Origin of the sequence: Microbacterium hibisci (genome assembly GCF_015278255.1) — a bacterium.
Classification (GTDB): Bacteria; Actinomycetota; Actinomycetes; order Actinomycetales; family Microbacteriaceae; genus Microbacterium; species Microbacterium hibisci.
On the sequence record NZ_JADIJC010000004.1, the window covers coordinates 27258 to 43021 of the forward strand.

Sequence of the window (15764 nt, forward strand, 5' to 3'; positions counted from 1 at the left end):
CGTCAGCCCTTCAGCCCGCTCGTCGCGATGCCCTCGACGAAGTACTTCTGGCCGAGCAGGAAGATGATCGCGATCGGGATGACCGAGATCGTCAGGCCCGCGAACAGCAGCGCGTAGTTCGTGTCGAACAGGTTCGAGACGAAGCTCTTCAGTCCGAGCTGGATGGTCCACAGGTCGGGGTTGCGCAGGTAGATGAGCGGCCCGAGGTAGTCGTTCCAGGTGCTGACGAAGGTCAGCAGGGTGAGGCTCGCGAGTGCGGGGATCGACAGCGGCAGCATGATCTTGCGCCAGATCGCGTACTCGCTGAGGCCGTCCAGTCGCGCCGCTTCGGACAGCTCCTCGGGGATCGTCTCGTAGAACTGCTTCATCAGGAACACGCCGAACGCGCCGAACGCCTGCAGCAGGATGATCGCCCACAGCGTGTTGGACACCTTGAAGTTGGACAGCAGGATGAACTGCGGGATCATGTACGACTGCCACGGCACCGCGATCGTGCCGACGTACAGCAGGAACAGCACGTCCCGGCCACGGAACCGCATCCGGGCGAACCCGTAGGCGGCGAACGACCCGGTGAGCACCTGCAGGAACGTGACCACCACCGCCAGCAGCAGCGTGTTGCGGATCCAGACGAGCATGTTCGACTCGGTCCAGATGTCGATGTAGTTCTGCCACACGAACGTCTCGGGCAGCCACTTCACGGGCACCGAGAACACCTCGTTGGCGGTCTTGAACGACGACAGCACCATCCACGCGAACGGCGTCAGCAGGCCGATCGCGAAGATGATCAGCGCCACATACATCGCGATGCGCGCCACCCGTCGGCCGGGGGTCATCTTCTCGGTCGGCACCTGGACCGCGGGCTCGGCGGGCTCTTCGGCCAGCTTGCGGAGGCCGCGCCGCGCGGCGGCGGGGGCGGTGTAGTCGGAGACGAGGAGCTCGGCGTCCTTCTCGATCTGCTCGGCCATCAGCTGCTCCGCTTCTTGTTCCACAGGAACTGCAGGATCGTCACGATGATGCACATGAAGAACAGCGCCACCGCGGCGGCCGAGGCGTACCCGAACTGGGACTCCTCGAAGCCTTTGCGGTAGATGAACTGCGACATCACGAGGGTGGACTGACCCGGGCCGCCGTCGGTCATGACGAGGATCAGGTCGAAGATCTTGAACGAGTTGATCGTCAGCATCACGGTGACGAAGAACATGGTGGGGCGCAGGCACGGCAGGGTCACGTTGACGAACCGCTGCCAGACGCTCGCACCGTCGACGCGGGCGGCCTCGTGCAGCTCGCGGGGCACGGTCTGCAGGCCCGCGAGGAAGAGGATCATGTAGTAGCCCATGTCACGCCACGTGCCGACGATCACGACGGCGGGCATCGCCCACTCGGGCGAGGTGAGCCATCCGGGCGGGTTCTGGATGCCGATGAACCGGAGGAACTCGTTGATCGGGCCGTACTCGGGGCTGAAGAGCAGGTTCCACACCACGGCGATCGCGACGATCGAGGTGATGTAGGGGAAGAACGCGGCGGTGCGGAAGAACGCCACCCCGCGCAGCTTGTTGTTCAGCAGCAGCGCGAGACCCAGCGAGACGGCGATCGTCAGCGGGATGTGCAGCACCGAGTAGTACAACGTGTTGACGACCGAGATGCGGAAGCTGCCGTCGCCGATCAGCCGCTCGAAGTTCGCCAGCCCCACCCAGTCGGCCTTGCCGAACACGTTCCAGTTCGTGAACGCCATGTAGAACAGCACGACGATCGGGATCAGCGTGAGCAGCCCGAAGCCGAGGAAGTTCGGAAGGATGAAGCTCCACCCGATCAGGGTGTTGCGCAGCCGCAGCTTCGAACGCCGGCGGCGCGCGGGCGGCGGCGGTGTGGCCGCAGCCTCCGTGGCGGTGATGGTCGCCATGGCGGACCTCCAGGTGGGGAAAGAACAGGGTGGTGCTCGGCGGGCTCGGAAAATGCGACCGAGCCCGCCGAGAGGAGGGGGTCCTTCGACAGGCTCAGGAACCGCAGCCTGGTCAGGGACGCAGTGCGGGTCCCTGAGCCTGTCGAAGGGAGGGATCAGTCGAGGCCGACCTCGTTGGCCACGCGGTCCTGCGCCTCGGTGATCGCGTCCGAGACCGACGCCGAGCCCGACATGATCGCCGTGTGCATGTCGTTGAGGATGCCCTGGATCGCCGCCGTCTTGTTCGACGTCGGGTTCTCGGGGAACACGTCGTGCGTCGAGTAGGCGAACTTCGACAGGTCGTCGGTGGGGGCACCGTCGACGCCGAAGTACGTCTCGACGACCGCGTCGGTCAGCAGCGCCGGGGTGATGCCGATGCCGGCGAGGATCTGCGCGCCCTCTTCACCCGCGGCGAACGCGAGGAACTTCTTCGCGGCCGCGACCTTGGACTCGTCGATCCCGGCGTTGATGCCGAAGCCGGTCGGGTCTCCGAAGGTCACCGGGGTGTTGTCGAGACCCGCGGTCGCATCGTCGGCCTGCGGGATGGGCGCGATGCCCCACTCGAAGTCGTCCGCGTCGCCCGAGGCCTGCTGGGCGATGAGCGTCGCGACGAACCACGTGCCCATGGGCAGCATGGCGGCGTTCTGCTTGCCGAACTCGCCCTGGTACGTGAGCTGGTTGGCGGCGCTGGTGTTGTAGTCGACCTGGTCGCCTGCGTCCTGCAGCGCGAGCACGTTCTCGTAGAACGGCTCCATGTAGTCGTACTCGCCCTCGAGGATGTCGCCCTCGGCCTGCGCGTTCGCGAAGCCCTGGACGGTCGACTGCCAGCGGTGCAGGTACGTGCCCTTGGCGGCGCTGCCCGCGGCCGCGAGGCCCTCGGTCAGCGAGGCGGCGGCGTCGCCGTAGTCGTCCCACGTCCACGAGCCGTCCGGGTACTCGACACCGGCCTGGTCGAAGAGCGCCTTGTTGTAGTACAGCACCCACGAGTCGTTGCGGTAGGGCACCGCGTAGGCCGTGCCGTCGACCTCGTACGAGGCGGCGCCGCTGATGCCGTCGGGCAGCTCGACGTCCGACACGTCGAGGAGCTGGCCGCCCTCGACGAAGGTCGGGACGAACTTGACCTCCTTCTGCGTGATGATGTCCGGGCCCGAGCCCGCGGCGAGGTCGGCGGTCAGCAGGGTGTTGTACTCGGCCGCGTCGTAGCCCTTGAGCTCGATCGTGACGTCGGGGTTCTCCTCGTGGAACGCGTCGGCGAGCGCCTGGAACTCCGGCGTCGTGTCGAGGCTCCAGCCCGAGAGGCTGAGCGTGACGGGGCCCGACGACTCCTCGGGCGCAGCAGCGTCGTCGCCGCCGCCACTGCAGCCGGCGAGAGCGAGCGTTGCGACCACGGCGATGCCGGCCGCGGCAGCGTATGAGCGCTTCATTCTGGGGGTACTCCTTTGTGATTGCGGACCCGTCCTCGGGCCCAGGGGGTTTACCGGTTCGCGCCGGGGGCGGTGCCGGGGCGTGCGAGGCGACTCGTGGTCGCCGTCCCGTCCGGCCAGGTGACCGTGACGGTGGTCTGCGGGCCGTCCGCGTCGAGGGCGACGGCGGCGGCGGCGGCGGGCGATGCGAGGTCGGCCGCGGTGAGCTCGACGAGCGTGGCGGTCCACACGCCCGGCTCGACCGGGTAGGCGACGACCGGCACGGCGGCGAAGGCCCCGAGCGGGCTGGCGTCCTCGCGCGTCTCGATGCTCATCGCACCGGCACCCAGGAGGGGACGGATGCCGCTGCGCAGGTCGTTCGCGATCACAGAGGTCGCGGCATCCGCTCGCCCTTCATCCTCATCTGAGGACGAGAGCCGAGATGAGGAGGCCGACCCGGCGTTTCGGTCCTCATTCCCGCCCAGGTCCTCAATCGGGGACCGGGGGTGCTGGTCGGCGGCGAGCGCCCAGCCGCCGACGCGGAGGCTCAGCGCCGAGGCGTCGACGCCGGCCTCGAGCGAGTCGACGCGCGCGAGGCGCACCTCCCACGGCCCGCGCACGAGCGAATGCACCTCGACGACGCCGGCGATGTCGACGTCGCCGGTGATGCCCGAGCCGTGGCGATGGGCCGACGGGTGCGGCGAGATCCAGTGGGCGCGCGAGACCGAGGCGGCGATGCCGACGCGGCCGCCGTCGTCCTGCACGCGCACGTCGACGAGGTCCATCGCCGCGCGGTGGGTTGCCCGCCCCTCGCCGTCGACGAGAGCGACCGACTGCTCGAGGGGCTCCTCCCACGCGCGCTGGTTCGCGAGCGGACCGGCGGCTGTGGAGTACCCGATCCGCGCGTACAGCGGCGAGTCGCCCACGAGACTGCCCTCGGCGGCGTGGTCGGTGCCGTGGTTGACGATGCGCACGATGCCGTCGGCCGGTGTGCCCGAGATCACCCAGCCGGCGGGGCGCACGGCGCGCAGCTCGTCGCCGGTCTCGATCGGCAGCGGCGCACTCTCGGCCGCCCACACGGGATGGTCGGCGGGCAGGGCCACGCCGAGCAGCCCCTTGACCGCCCAGTACGGCGAGCCGGGGCCGGAGTACGACTGCGCGAGCTCGCGCCACTCGTGGTGCCAGCCCATCGTGAGGACGCCGTCGTCACCCGGTACGCCGGCGGCCTCGAAGTGGGCGACCACGGCGTTCGCCGCGCGCCGCAGCTGCCCGAGGGGCACCGAGGGCACCTCGGCGAGCGCGCCGACCCAGAACGGAGCCGCGGCCGCGAACCGGTAGATGAGGCTGCGGCCCTGCACGAGCGGCGAGCCGTCGGCGCCGACGAGGGCGACGGCGTCCTGCAGGAAGCGATCGAGCCGCACGACATCGCCCGCGGTGCGTCCGTCGGCGAGCTCGTCGGCGCCCTGCATGCGCGCCCACAGCACTGGGTAGGTGTGCAGCGCCCAGCCGACGTAGTGGTCGTACGAGCGCTCGAAGCCGTCCGAGATCCAGCCGTCCTCGCGCACGAGGGCGTCGTGCAGTGCGAGGTCGTCGGCGACGTCCTGCGCCGACCACGGACCGCCGACCGAGCGCAGGAAGGTCTGCACCACGACGCGGAACCACAGCCAGTTCGTCTTCGGGTACGTCGCGTCGCCGACGACGGGCGCGAGGTAGTCGATCACCCGCTGCTGGGTGAGGGCGTCGAGCCGATCCCAGATCCAAGGGCGGGTCATGTCGAGCACGAGGGCGAGCGACGCCGCCTCGACCTTGGCCTGCCCGTGCTCGTCGGGGCGGACCCAACGGTCGGCGGCGTCGGGGTCGACACCGCTGACGATGCCGCGGCGGTAGAAGTCGGCGAGCTCCTCGGTCCCCTCCCCCCGCGCACCCGCGATACGGAAGCCGGCCAGAAGGAAGGTGCGGGCGAAGCCCTCGAGGCCGTCGACCGCGTGGCCGTAGCCGCCCTCGGCGCCCGGGAAGTGGATGCGTCCGTGGCCCGGCGATGCGAATGTGCGTGCGGTGTCGAGAAGGCGATCGGCGTACGCGAGCCATTCGTCCCGGCTCCACTCCCGCCCACTCCAGCCGCGATCCGCGGAGATGCGCGCCGACGCGGTGGGGTGTGGGGCCGTCACGGGATCTCCTTCGATGCCTTGTGCCGCCGCTGAAGGAATCAGCGGAAAGCGAACGTTTGGGACTGTAGCAACCCGATTCGTTCATTGCAAGGCTGATTTAGATTCGTTATGATCGTTTTTGATCGCTTCACTGACGGAGCGGTCGCCATCCGTGGCAACCGCACCACGGTGATCGACGAGGAGCACCAGTGACGACCACGACGTTCGAAGGCGCGCTGGCGTCGGTGTACCTCCGCCAGTCGGGCACCGACATCGCGGGCTTCGAGGCGGCGCTGGCCACCCTCCTCGCCGAACCGGAGCGCGCGCTCCCCGTCGCACCCGCGACCGATCGGACCGTGTGGGGTCCGACCGGAAGCGCCGACCCCGTCAGCGTCGCCGACATCCTCGGCCATGCTCGCGAAGACCTCGCCCGGCCGTGGGGCATCCCCCTCGCCACCGCTGCGGCGCGTCTCCACGACGACGGCGACCGCGAGGGCTGGGAGAGTGTCGTCTTCGAGCGCCAGCGCCGACTCGCACGTGCCGCGATCGCCGCCGCGCACCACCTCGACGACCCCGAGCGCGGTCCGGTGTGGCTCGGGGAGGTGCTCGACGGCGTGTGGCTCATCTGCGAGCAGACCTCATGGTGCTGGCCCGCGCACGACGACGCGTTCCGCGAGCGCGGCTCCGTGCTCCCGACCGTGACGGCGCCGTACCTCGACCTCGGGGCGGGGGAGGCCGTCGCCCTGCTGACCTGGATCGACCAGCTCCTCGGCGCCCGCCTCGACGCCCGGTATCCCGGCATCCGCTCCCGCATCCGCCGCGAGGCGCGCGTGCGCGTCTTCGAGCCGTTCGCGCGGCGCCGCGACTGGCACTGGCTGGGGCTCGACGGCGACGTCCACAACTGGAACCCATGGATCCACGGCAACGTGCTCCTCGCCGCGCTGCGCCTGCTGGACGATCCGGCCGAGGTCGCCGAGCGCGCGCGCATCGTCGCCCTCGCGCTCGAGGGCATCGACCGCTACGTCTCGGTGCTGCCCGCCGACGGCGCGATCGACGAGGGCTACGCGTACTGGTGGAACGGCGCCTGCCGTGCGCTCGAGGCCCTCGACCTCGTGCGCCACGCGACCGGGGGAGTGCTCGACGCCTCGGGCATCCCGGCGCTGCGCGAGACGGTCGCCTTCCCGCACCGCATGCATCTCGGCGGCGACTGGTACCTCAACCTCGCCGACGGACAGGCCCGCCCGCCCGCGGATCAGCCGTGGCACGCCCTCCATCGCGCGGCACAGACGGCGGGAGACACGGATGCCGCGGCCCACGCCGCGTCGCATCGCCGGGCAGGCATCCCCGCCGCGACCGAGCACGAGGGATTCGGCCGCCTGCTGCGGGGCATCACCGACCCGGCGTGGGTCGGCGCGGAACAGGAGCCCTCGCCGTTCCCCCGCGATGTGTGGCTGCCCTCGACCGAGGTTCTGGTCGCCCGCGAAAACGGCGGCACCGCGGCGGGCCTCACCGTCGCCGTGAAGGGCGGCCACAACGGCGAGCACCACAATCACAACGACGTCGGATCGTTCGTGGTGGCGTCAGACGGCGTGCCGGTGATCGTCGACGCCGGACGGCCGACCTACACGCTGCAGACCTTCGGGCCGGATCGCTACGAGATCTGGACCATGCAGAGCGGCTGGCACAACGTGCCGGTGATCGGCGGCCTCGAGCAGAGCCCGGGCGCCGGGTTCGCCGCGTCGGCCGTCGACGCCTGGGTCGGCGCCGATGCCTCGTCGCTGTCGCTGGAGCTCTCGGGTGCATACGCCGGTGCGGCGGGGCCGTGGCAGCGCGCGGTCCGGCTCGAGCGGCCGGCGCGTCGCGTGGTCATCGAGGACGCGTGGGGCGCTCCCCGGACGATCCCGCACGCTCAAGACGTTTCGTCTGCGGGCGCTGGAGCGCCCTCCGCTCAACGACCGGAACCCCTGCCCCCGGCCGTTGCGGGAGACGAAACGCCCCGAACCCGCGCGAACGCTCAAGACGTTTCGTCTGCGGGCACTGGAGCGCCCTCCGCTCAACGACCGCAACCCCTGCCCCCGGCCGTTGAGCGAGCGAGGAACGAGCGAGACGAAACGCCCCGGACGATCCCGCACGCTAGAGACGTTTCGTCTGCGGGCACTGGAGCGCCCTCCGCTCAACGACCGCAACCCCTGCCCCCGGCCGTTGAGCGAGCGAGGAACGAGCGAGACGAAACGCCCCGGAGCGACGCGCCCACCCAGGTGCGGATGCTGCTCGCCGGCGACGTGCGCCGGGACGCGGCATCCGTCGTCGTCACGCCTCTCGGCGGGGCCGCACCGGTGCGCGTCTCGTGGCCGGACGGCGTCGACGCTGCGCTCGTCGTGCGCGAGCTCGACGATCCGATGCTCACCAGCGTGTGGGGGTCGCGACTCACCCGGCTCGATCTCGACGTGAGCGCGCGCGACGGCGTCGTGGTGACGGTAGAACTGGACCTGACGAACGCGGAGGACGCCCGATGACCGACCAGACACCGGCGCTGCTGGCCGCCGAGCGGCGGGCGCACGTGATGGCGACGCTCGAGCGCGACGGCGCCGTCCGGGTGGCGCAGTTGATGGACGAGCTCGGCGTCGCCCCGGTGACGCTTCGCCGCGACCTCGCGCAGATGGAGCGCGAGGGGCTGCTCGTGCGCGTCCACGGCGGCGCCGTCCCGGCTGCCGGCTCGTTCGAGCACGGTGAGCCCGGGCATCCGTCCGCTTCTTCGCACACGGGATCGATCGCGATGCTCGTGCCGTCGCTGAGCTTCTACTGGCCGAGCGTCGCCCGGGGGGCGGAGGCCGAAGCCGCGCGTCAGGGGTTCCGTCTCGTGCTGCGCGGAGCGTCGTACGAACTGCAGGACGAGCGCCCGGTGCTGGAGCGGCTGGTGCACACGGAGGGCGTGCGCGGACTCGTCGTCGCCCCCAACACCGACACTCCCCACGCGCAGGATGTCGTGCAGTGGCTGGCAGAGAGCGGTGTGCCGAGCGTCCTCGTCGAGCGCGATGCGGTGCGGCTGCCGGACGGCAGCCCGGTCGAGAACGTGACGACGGATCACGCGCTCGGTGCGGTGCTGGCCGCCCGCCACCTGGCGTCGCTCGGGCACCGCCGCGTCGGCCTCATCATCGCCCGGGAGTCGCCGACCTCGCGCAAGATCGCCGCCGGATGGCAGGCTGCGTGCGCCGAGCTCGGTCTGACCCCGGCCGACCATTTCGAGACGAGCCTGCCGCCGCTCACGAGCCCGGATTTCTCGGCGGTGGTGGACGCCGCTCTCGATGTCGCGCTGTCGAACTCGGTGACGGCCCTTCTCGTGCACTCCGACCCCGAGGCGATGGCCTTCGTCGATCTGGCGCTGAACCGGGGCATCTCGGTGCCGGGGGACCTGTCGATCGTGGCGTACGACGACGAAGTGGCAGAGCTCTTCACCCCGGCTCTCACGGCCGTCAGCCCGCCGCGCGCGTCGGTCGGCCGCGCGGCCGTCGACCTCCTCGCCCGCCGCATCGAGGACCCGACCCGTCCCGTGCATCGCGTGGTGCTCAACCCGACGCTGAACGTCCGCGGCTCGACCGCCCCGCCGCGCAGCGCCTGACGCGACTCCATCGACCCGCGCCCGGGCCGCCCGCGGAGAGAGCAGTTCGTGCGGGGGACGGATGCCGCACCCGCCGCGCACGGACTCGCCGGGGTTCTGTTCAGCCGGCGAGGGCGGCCGCGCGCCAGTCCGTGAGCACGCGCGCGACCGCGCGGGTGTGCGACCACGGCATCTGCGGCACTTCGAGGCGGCCCTCCGTGAGCGCGAGCGACAGCGCGTCCGCCTCGGCCGCCATCGGCTGCACCACCGGGAGCTCAACCACGCGCTCGTCCGCGCCGCGCCGGACGATCAGCGTCGACGGGCTCTCGGTGCGGCTGCCCCACACGTTGGGGAGCAGCACATCGCCGTCGGCGAAGTGCAGCAGCCCGAGGTCCGACAGGTCTTCGACCACGGAGGTCGCGACCTCGGCGGCCACCGCGCCGAACCCGATCCCGGCCGTCGCCCACCCGTCGACGCCCGCCACCACCTCCGCATCGAACCCGTGGTACACCGGCTGGCCGATCGGCTGACCCGCCGCCGCGGCGAGGTCGACGGCGAGGGCCACTGGATAGCAGCCGACGTCGAGGATCGCTCCGCCCGCCAGCGCCGGGTCGAACAGGCGCCCCTGCCGCGTGCCGGCGTCGAAGCCGAAGGCACCCGCGACGTGATCGAGCGGCCCGAGCTCTTCGCCCGCGGCCAGCTCGCGCAACGCGTCGGCGAACGGGCCGAAACGCGTCTTGAACGCCTCGAGGAAGGGCCGCTGGGCGCGCTCGGCCGCTTGGAGGATGAGCTCGACCTCCGCCAGCGTCGGGCTCGCCGGCTTCTCGCACAGCACCGCCTTGCCTGCCTCGAGCGCGCGGATCGCGAGCTCGGCGTGCGTGGTGTGGACCGTGCCGACGTACACCGCGTCGACGTCGTCGCGCGCGAGGATCTCGTCGTAGGTCCCGGATGCCGCCGCGCCGTGCTCTGCCGCGAACGCCCCGGCGCGCTCGGCGGACGAGCTGCCCACCGCGTGCAGCACACCGTGCTCCGAGGCGCGGAGCCCGACCACGAAGTCCCTGCTGATGGCCCCGGGCCCGAGCACGGCCCACCTCGTCTGCGTCATGATGCAGATGCTAGCGACCCGCGCGGACGCCGCGGTTCCGTCGACGGATGCCGCGCGCCGGCGTCACGCGAGGGGCTCGGCCGCGTCGCGCGCCGCACGGGCGGACGAGCGGATCGCGCCGATGCTCGCGGCCCGGCGCGCCGGAGCCGGGTCCGGCGCTCATCCGACGCTCACTCGGGGGCCGGAGGCGTGCAGACCGCCGCGGCGGCGACAGCCTCGTGGTACTGCTCGGCGGTCCAGGGAAGCCCGGCCTCGGGGATCGTCTCACCACTGGCCGCGGGCGCCTTCGACGCGATCGCGGCGAGCTCCCACGCGAGGTGCTCGCCCACCGCGCCGTCGGCGGCCGAGTTGTTGAGCACGACCGCGACGGTCAGTCCGGTCGTCGGGTCCGCGAACGCGGCCGTGAGGTATCCCGGAACCTTGCCGTACTGCCCGATGAGCGATCCCGCCAACAGGGCGCCGCCGTCTGCCGTGTACCACGACGGCCCGTCGGCCGTGACGGGCACCGGGGCGGAGAAGCGGTCGTCGTCCTCGACGAGCGCGCTGGAGGCCAGCGCCTGGACGTACCGGCCGAGGTCCTCGATGTTCGTGACGACGCCGGCGTCGGTGAACCCGCTGCTCGTGGACGCCTCCGTGAGATCGAGCGGCTGGGCGCAGTCGAGCGCCCCCTCGGCGTTGTTGACCGACTGCCCGCCCTTGAGCACCCCCGTCGACGGCAGCGCCGCGAGCGCCGTCGCGTCGAGGCCCAGCGGGCCGGCGACGTACGTCTCGATCAGGTCGGCGGCCGACATGTCGGTCGCGCGCTGCAGCGCCAGGCCGAGGAGCACGTAGCCGGCGTCGGAGTCGCGATAAGCCGCTCCCGGTGCGCCGCTGCGCGGCTGCCCCAGTCCGAAGCTCGCGAGGTAGCGCGGCTCCCACTGGCGAGCGGGGTTGGTGAGCCATGAGGAGTACAGCTGCCCGGAGTACGAGCCGATGCCCGACGTGCCGTCGCAGAGCTGGATCAGCGTGACGTCGGCGAGATCGGGCACGCCCGAGACGTAGTCGGAGACGCTGTCGGTGAGCTCGACCTTGCCGGCGGACGCGACCTCGTAGAGCACATCGCACGTCATGGCGCGCGTCACCTTGCCGGCGCGGAACGACAGGTCGGCGCTCACGTCTCCGCCGCCGTCGGGGCGCTGCGTGCCGAGACCCGCGACCCACGTTCCGCTCCACGGCGCCCAGACGCCCACGATGGCACCCGACGACCCGGTGGTCCCCATCGCATGGGTGACGGCATCCGTCAGCTGCTGCACGGTCTCGTCGGGAAGCGACGCGGCCGCCTGCGGCGGCAGATCGGGCTCGACCTCGCCCCCGAACGAGCAGCCCGCGAGCAAGAGCGCAGACGCCAGGGCACCGGCGACCACCGCGATGGCGCGGCGTCGAGTGGATCGGGTCCGCATTCTCACCCCCCGATGATCGTGCAATGAATTCAAACACACCTCGATGCCGGTCGCCGCACGGCGGTCCGTAGGGTTGACATCATGACCTTCCTCTTCGACGACGCCGCGCTCACGGGCGTGCTCGGCCACATGAACGGCGATCACGGCGACGACAACCTGCTGATCGCGCGGGCCTTCGCCGCGGACGCGGGAGTGACGGATGCCGCGGTCACGGGCTCTCGCATGACCGCCTTCGACGGCGACCGCGGGGTGTGGGAGGCGACGCTCGCCGACGGCTCGACCGCAGAGGTCGCCGTGCCGTGGCCCGGAGGACCCATCTCGGAGCGGCGCGAGGTGCGCCGCGAGATCGTCGCGCTGTACGACGAGGCCTGCCGCCGCCTCGGCGTCGAGCCGCGACCGCACGCGTAGGAAATTAGCAGTTAGGTTCGCCTTATCTTCAGTTAGCATGAAGGTATGAGCGACCCGATCCCGTTCTCCGCCGCGCTGCGCGAGCGCTCCAGCAGCTCGCACTCGTCGAGCGAGCACTCCGGCTTCATGGCCGACCTGATGAAGGGGGAGGGCACGCGCGAGGACTACATCGCGCTCGTCGTGCAGCACTGGTTCATCTACGAGGCGCTCGAGCGCACCGCCGGCCAGATGCGCAACGACCCCGTCGCCGCGGTGTTCATCTCCGACAAGCTGACGCGCCTGCCCGCGCTCGAAGCCGACCTGGAGTTCCTCGTCGGCCCCGACTGGCGCGAGCGGATCGAGCCCCTGCCGACGACCCAGCGCTACGTGGACCGCATCAACGAGGTCGGCGCGACATGGGCAGGCGGGTTCGTCGCCCACCACTACACGCGCTATCTCGGCGATCTCTCGGGCGGACAGTTCATCGGGCGCCTGATGGCCCGCCGCTTCGGGTTCGAGACCAACGGCATCGGCTTCTACGTCTTCGACGACATCGCCGACCCGAAGGCCTTCAAGGACGTCTACCGCGAGCAGCTGGATGCCGCGCCGTGGGATGCCGCCGAGCAGGAGCGCGTGATCGACGAGGTGCTCCTCGCGTACCGCTTCAACACCGAGCTGTTCGAAGACCTCGCCACCGCGAAGGCCACCCAGACCGCCCACGTCGCCTGACCGACCCGGCGCCGGTGCCCCGGCCTGCTCGCCCCGGGGCCGAAAACCTGGCCCGCACCGCGACACGCCGGCCACAGGCATCCGTCACCGGCGCGTCGGCGTCGCCGACCAGGTTTTCGGTCCACACGGAACGACGGGCCCCCGCCGGCCGCGGCCCGGCAACCGCCCGCTGAGCCCGCCACACGTCGCCGAGCGCGTCGAAGCGCCTCAGGCGACCGGCGTCCCGCGGACGGCGGACCGCATGAACCGCTGCACATCGGGGTCGACCTGGATGTCGCGCGGGCGGAGCGGGCGCGACAGGTAGAGCCCGTCGAGCGACGTGAGTCGTGACAGCGCGACATACGTCTGCCCCGGCGCGAAGGCGCCCGAGCCGAGGTCGATGATCGCGCGGTCGTAGGTCTTGCCCTGCGACTTGTGGATGGTGACGGCCCAGGCGAGCCGCAGCGGGAACTGCGTGAACTCGGCGACGATGTCGCGCGACAGCGTCTTCGAGCCGGGGTTGTACGAGTAGCGGTACTTCTCCCACACCGAGGGCTCGACGTCGAACTCCTCGCCCTCGACGTCGACCCGCACCGTCTCGCCGGCGATGCGGGTGACCGTGCCGATCGTGCCGTTGACCCAGCGCGGCGGCTCGCCGAACGACGCGGTGTCGTTGCGCAGGAACATCACCTGCGCACCCACCTTCAGCTTCAGCTCGAGATCGGCCGGGTACGCGGCATCCCCCCGTCCGAAGTCGCCGTTGACCTCCGCGGTCGCCGTCTGCTCCCGCCCCACCAGCTCGCTCAGGTGCCGGCGGTTGATGTTGTTGACGATGTCGTTGCGGGTCGCCAGCGTGATGATCGGGTGCTCGCCGTCGAGGGGATCCGGGGGAGTGCGCGCACCCGTCGTGTTGAGCACCTCGGCGATGTCGGCGGTGACGCGCCCGTATCGCACCGCGTTGAGCATCGCCTTGAACGCCGGGTCGGACTGGCGATGGATGTCGATGAGCTCGCGGATGTTGAGGTCGGCGCCGTACGACCCGACGTCGAGGATGCCGTCGCCGGCGGCCTCGCCCACCCACACCTTCGCGTCGAAGAACCAGAACGAGCGGTAGTGGTCGCGCACGTACCGCAGTTCGTCGCCGCGGGGCGGCACCGGCGCGAGCTGGTACGGATCGCCGAACATCACGATCTGACAGCCGCCGAACGGCTCGGCACGGCGCCCGCGGGCTTTGCGCAGCGAGCGGTCGATCGCGTCCATGAGGTCGGCGTTGACCATCGAGATCTCGTCGATGACGAGGGTGTCGATCGCGTTCAGCAGCTTGCGGGTCGCGTCGGACTGGTCCTCGTCGTGCGCGCCGATGATCCCGAGGGGCAGCTTGAAGAGCGAGTGGATCGTCTGGCCCTCGACGTTCAGCGCCGCGACGCCCGTCGGCGCGCAGACCGCGATCTGCTTGCTCGTGTTCCAGGCGAGATGCTGCAGCAGCGTCGACTTGCCGGTGCCGGCCCGGCCGGTCACGAACACATGCTCGCGGGTGTCTTCGATGAGCCGGAACAGCGCCTCCTGCTCGGTAGACAGAGGCGGAGTGTTCACCGACTCATGTTAACGAGCGGATGCCGCGCCCCGGCCGTGCGCGCCGTGATCGGTGGACACCGCCCCGCTGTCCACAGGGCCGGCGCCGGCCGCCCGATCGCTCGCGCCGGCCCACGGTCCTCCGTCGGCGGGCGGCTCCGCCTCGCGCCACCGCCCGGTGCCCGCCACCACCTCGTCCATGATCGCGCGGAACCGCGGACATGTCGTGATGTCGTGGGCCCGACAGCGCAGCGCGTGCTCGGTCATGAGACGCGAGCGCTCCATGTCGGCCATGCGGCGCTCGAGATCGGCGAGGTGCTCCTCCAGCACGCGATGCCGCTCGGGCGCCTGCTCGTCGAGGAGCACCGCGATCTGCTCGAGGCTCATACCGGCGTTCTTGCTGCGGACGATCACGCCGATCCGCACCAGGTCGTCGTCGCCGTAGCGGCGCCGACCGCCCCCGTCGCGGGCCGGCCGGAGCAGACCCGTGTCCTCCCAGTGCCGCAGCACGTGCGTGGGCAGCGAGAACCTCGCCGCCGCGTCGCCGATCGGCAGACTTGACTTCATGTCGACATGAAGTCACAGGATCGATTCCGACGCAACCCGACGAGAGGATCACCCATGTACGACGTCATCGTGATCGGCGGCGGCCCCGCGGGCCTGCAGGCCGCGCTGACCATCGGCCGCATGCACCGCACCGTGCTGCTGCTCGACTCCGGCGAGTACCGCAACGCGACGGTCGAGCACGCCCACAACCTCCTCACCAATGACGGCCGCGACCCCGCCGAGCTGCGCCGCATCGCCCGCGCCGAGCTCGCTGCCTACGCGACCGTCGAGGTGCGCACGACGGCGGTCACCGCAGTCGGCGGGTCGCTCGGCGACTTCGCGGTGACCACCGCCGACGGCGTCGCGCACGCGCGCCGGCTGGTGCTCGCCACCGGCATGCGCGACGAGCTGCCCGCCGTCCCCGGCCTCGCGGAGCAGTGGGGCCGCCGCGTCGCGCAGTGCCCGTTCTGCCACGGGCACGAATTCGCCGGGCAGCGCGTCGGCATCGTCATCGAGGGCGAGCACGCCGGGATGATCGAACGGATGCTGCGCCCCGTGGTCGCGTCCGCCTTCCTGGCGAGTCCCGCCGACGTGGCGGAGGTCGCCGAGGTCGACGGCGCGCTCGAACTCCGCCTCGCCGACGGGAGCGTGGAGCGGGTCGCCGGCGTCTTCACGGCCGCGACCGCGACGCAGCGCGCACCGTTCGCCGAGCAGCTCGGCTGCGGCATCCTTCCCGGCGGCGGCGTCGAGATCGACCCGCTCGGGCGCACGACGACTCCGGGTGTGTACGCGGGCGGCGACATGGCGCACCTCGCCGCCCTGCCGGGACCGATGGTGTCGCTGGCGGCCGCCATCGCCTCCGGCCAGCTCGCCGGTGCGAGCGCCGTGCGCGACGACATCATGGCCTGAGCCGCCGCCCG

13 protein-coding genes are annotated in these 15764 nt (G+C 71.3%); 5 read left to right on the forward strand and 8 right to left on the reverse strand.

Annotated elements, in window-relative coordinates:
• Positions 1-2: 2 nt before the first annotated feature.
• From IM770_RS08475 to IM770_RS08490, 4 genes are all read right to left on the reverse strand, one after another.
• Positions 3-989 (reverse strand): carbohydrate ABC transporter permease, encoded by a 987-nt coding sequence (locus tag IM770_RS08475; protein WP_443673271.1) that lies wholly within the window; start codon positions 987-989, stop codon positions 3-5.
• On the reverse strand, positions 965-1900 hold the full coding sequence (locus tag IM770_RS08480; RefSeq protein WP_203580715.1) for a carbohydrate ABC transporter permease: 936 nt from the start codon (positions 1898-1900) through the stop codon (positions 965-967). The genes IM770_RS08475 and IM770_RS08480 overlap by 25 nt, the downstream gene beginning before the upstream one ends.
• Positions 1901-2055: 155 nt before the next feature.
• Positions 2056-3363 carry an ABC transporter substrate-binding protein gene (locus IM770_RS08485; RefSeq protein WP_203580716.1) on the reverse strand — a complete coding sequence of 436 codons (1308 nt, stop codon included), beginning with the start codon at positions 3361-3363 and terminating at the stop codon, positions 2056-2058.
• Between the two features lie 50 nt (positions 3364-3413).
• On the reverse strand, positions 3414-5510 hold the full coding sequence (locus tag IM770_RS08490) for a DUF2264 domain-containing protein (RefSeq protein ID WP_307785409.1): 2097 nt from the start codon (positions 5508-5510) through the stop codon (positions 3414-3416).
• Positions 5511-5698: 188 nt separating this feature from the next.
• Here IM770_RS08490 and IM770_RS08495 point away from each other — a divergent pair, with 188 nt between their 5' ends.
• Positions 5699-8005 (forward strand): heparinase II/III domain-containing protein, encoded by a 2307-nt coding sequence (locus tag IM770_RS08495; RefSeq protein WP_307785410.1) that lies wholly within the window; start codon positions 5699-5701, stop codon positions 8003-8005.
• Complete coding sequence (locus IM770_RS08500; protein ID WP_203580717.1) at positions 8002-9108, forward strand: LacI family DNA-binding transcriptional regulator; 1107 nt, start codon at positions 8002-8004, stop codon at positions 9106-9108. Before IM770_RS08495 ends, IM770_RS08500 begins: the two co-directional genes overlap by 4 nt.
• A 100-nt stretch (positions 9109-9208) precedes the next feature.
• Here IM770_RS08500 and IM770_RS08505 read toward each other — a convergent pair whose 3' ends face one another.
• Together IM770_RS08505 and IM770_RS08510 are read right to left on the reverse strand one after the other, a co-directional pair.
• Positions 9209-10192 (reverse strand): Gfo/Idh/MocA family protein, encoded by a 984-nt coding sequence (locus tag IM770_RS08505; protein ID WP_203580718.1) that lies wholly within the window; start codon positions 10190-10192, stop codon positions 9209-9211.
• A gap of 170 nt (positions 10193-10362) precedes the next feature.
• Positions 10363-11631 carry a serine hydrolase domain-containing protein gene (locus IM770_RS08510; RefSeq protein ID WP_203581059.1) on the reverse strand — a complete coding sequence of 423 codons (1269 nt, stop codon included), beginning with the start codon at positions 11629-11631 and terminating at the stop codon, positions 10363-10365.
• 81 nt (positions 11632-11712) lie between these two features.
• On the opposite strand from IM770_RS08510, the gene IM770_RS08515 reads away from it, so the two are divergent.
• Together IM770_RS08515 and IM770_RS08520 are read left to right on the forward strand one after the other, a co-directional pair.
• Entirely contained in the window at positions 11713-12039 is a 327-nt protein-coding gene (locus tag IM770_RS08515; RefSeq protein WP_203580719.1) for a DUF2470 domain-containing protein, read from the forward strand.
• A gap of 45 nt (positions 12040-12084) precedes the next feature.
• Entirely contained in the window at positions 12085-12747 is a 663-nt protein-coding gene (locus IM770_RS08520) for a biliverdin-producing heme oxygenase (RefSeq protein ID WP_203580720.1), read from the forward strand.
• A 207-nt stretch (positions 12748-12954) separates the two neighbouring features.
• Here the strand turns inward: IM770_RS08520 and IM770_RS08525 are convergent, their stop codons facing one another.
• Both IM770_RS08525 and IM770_RS08530 read right to left on the reverse strand, forming a co-directional pair.
• Positions 12955-14319 carry an ATP-dependent DNA helicase gene (locus tag IM770_RS08525; RefSeq protein ID WP_203580721.1) on the reverse strand — a complete coding sequence of 455 codons (1365 nt, stop codon included), beginning with the start codon at positions 14317-14319 and terminating at the stop codon, positions 12955-12957.
• A gap of 9 nt (positions 14320-14328) precedes the next feature.
• Positions 14329-14865, reverse strand: coding sequence for a helix-turn-helix domain-containing protein (locus IM770_RS08530; protein ID WP_203580722.1), 537 nt, complete (start codon positions 14863-14865; stop codon positions 14329-14331).
• Positions 14866-14919: 54 nt separating this feature from the next.
• Here IM770_RS08530 and IM770_RS08535 point away from each other — a divergent pair, with 54 nt between their 5' ends.
• On the forward strand, positions 14920-15753 hold the full coding sequence (locus IM770_RS08535; protein ID WP_203580723.1) for an NAD(P)/FAD-dependent oxidoreductase: 834 nt from the start codon (positions 14920-14922) through the stop codon (positions 15751-15753).
• Positions 15754-15764: the final 11 nt, after the last annotated feature.

Excerpts from the sequence above, each read along its gene's own strand:
- IM770_RS08520 (WP_203580720.1), top strand. The coding sequence starts at position 12,085 with ATGAGCGACCCGATCCCGTTCTCCGCCGCGCTGCGCGAGCGCTCCAGC.
- IM770_RS08505 (WP_203580718.1), bottom strand. The coding sequence starts at position 10,192 with ATGACGCAGACGAGGTGGGCCGTGCTCGGGCCCGGGGCCATCAGCAGG.
- IM770_RS08480 (WP_203580715.1), bottom strand. The coding sequence starts at position 1,900 with ATGGCGACCATCACCGCCACGGAGGCTGCGGCCACACCGCCGCCGCCC.
- IM770_RS08510 (WP_203581059.1), bottom strand. The coding sequence starts at position 11,631 with ATGCGGACCCGATCCACTCGACGCCGCGCCATCGCGGTGGTCGCCGGT.
- IM770_RS08500 (WP_203580717.1), top strand. The coding sequence starts at position 8,002 with ATGACCGACCAGACACCGGCGCTGCTGGCCGCCGAGCGGCGGGCGCAC.
- IM770_RS08485 (WP_203580716.1), bottom strand. The coding sequence starts at position 3,363 with ATGAAGCGCTCATACGCTGCCGCGGCCGGCATCGCCGTGGTCGCAACG.
- IM770_RS08530 (WP_203580722.1), bottom strand. The coding sequence starts at position 14,865 with ATGAAGTCAAGTCTGCCGATCGGCGACGCGGCGGCGAGGTTCTCGCTG.
- IM770_RS08515 (WP_203580719.1), top strand. The coding sequence starts at position 11,713 with ATGACCTTCCTCTTCGACGACGCCGCGCTCACGGGCGTGCTCGGCCAC.
- IM770_RS08535 (WP_203580723.1), top strand. The coding sequence starts at position 14,920 with ATGTACGACGTCATCGTGATCGGCGGCGGCCCCGCGGGCCTGCAGGCC.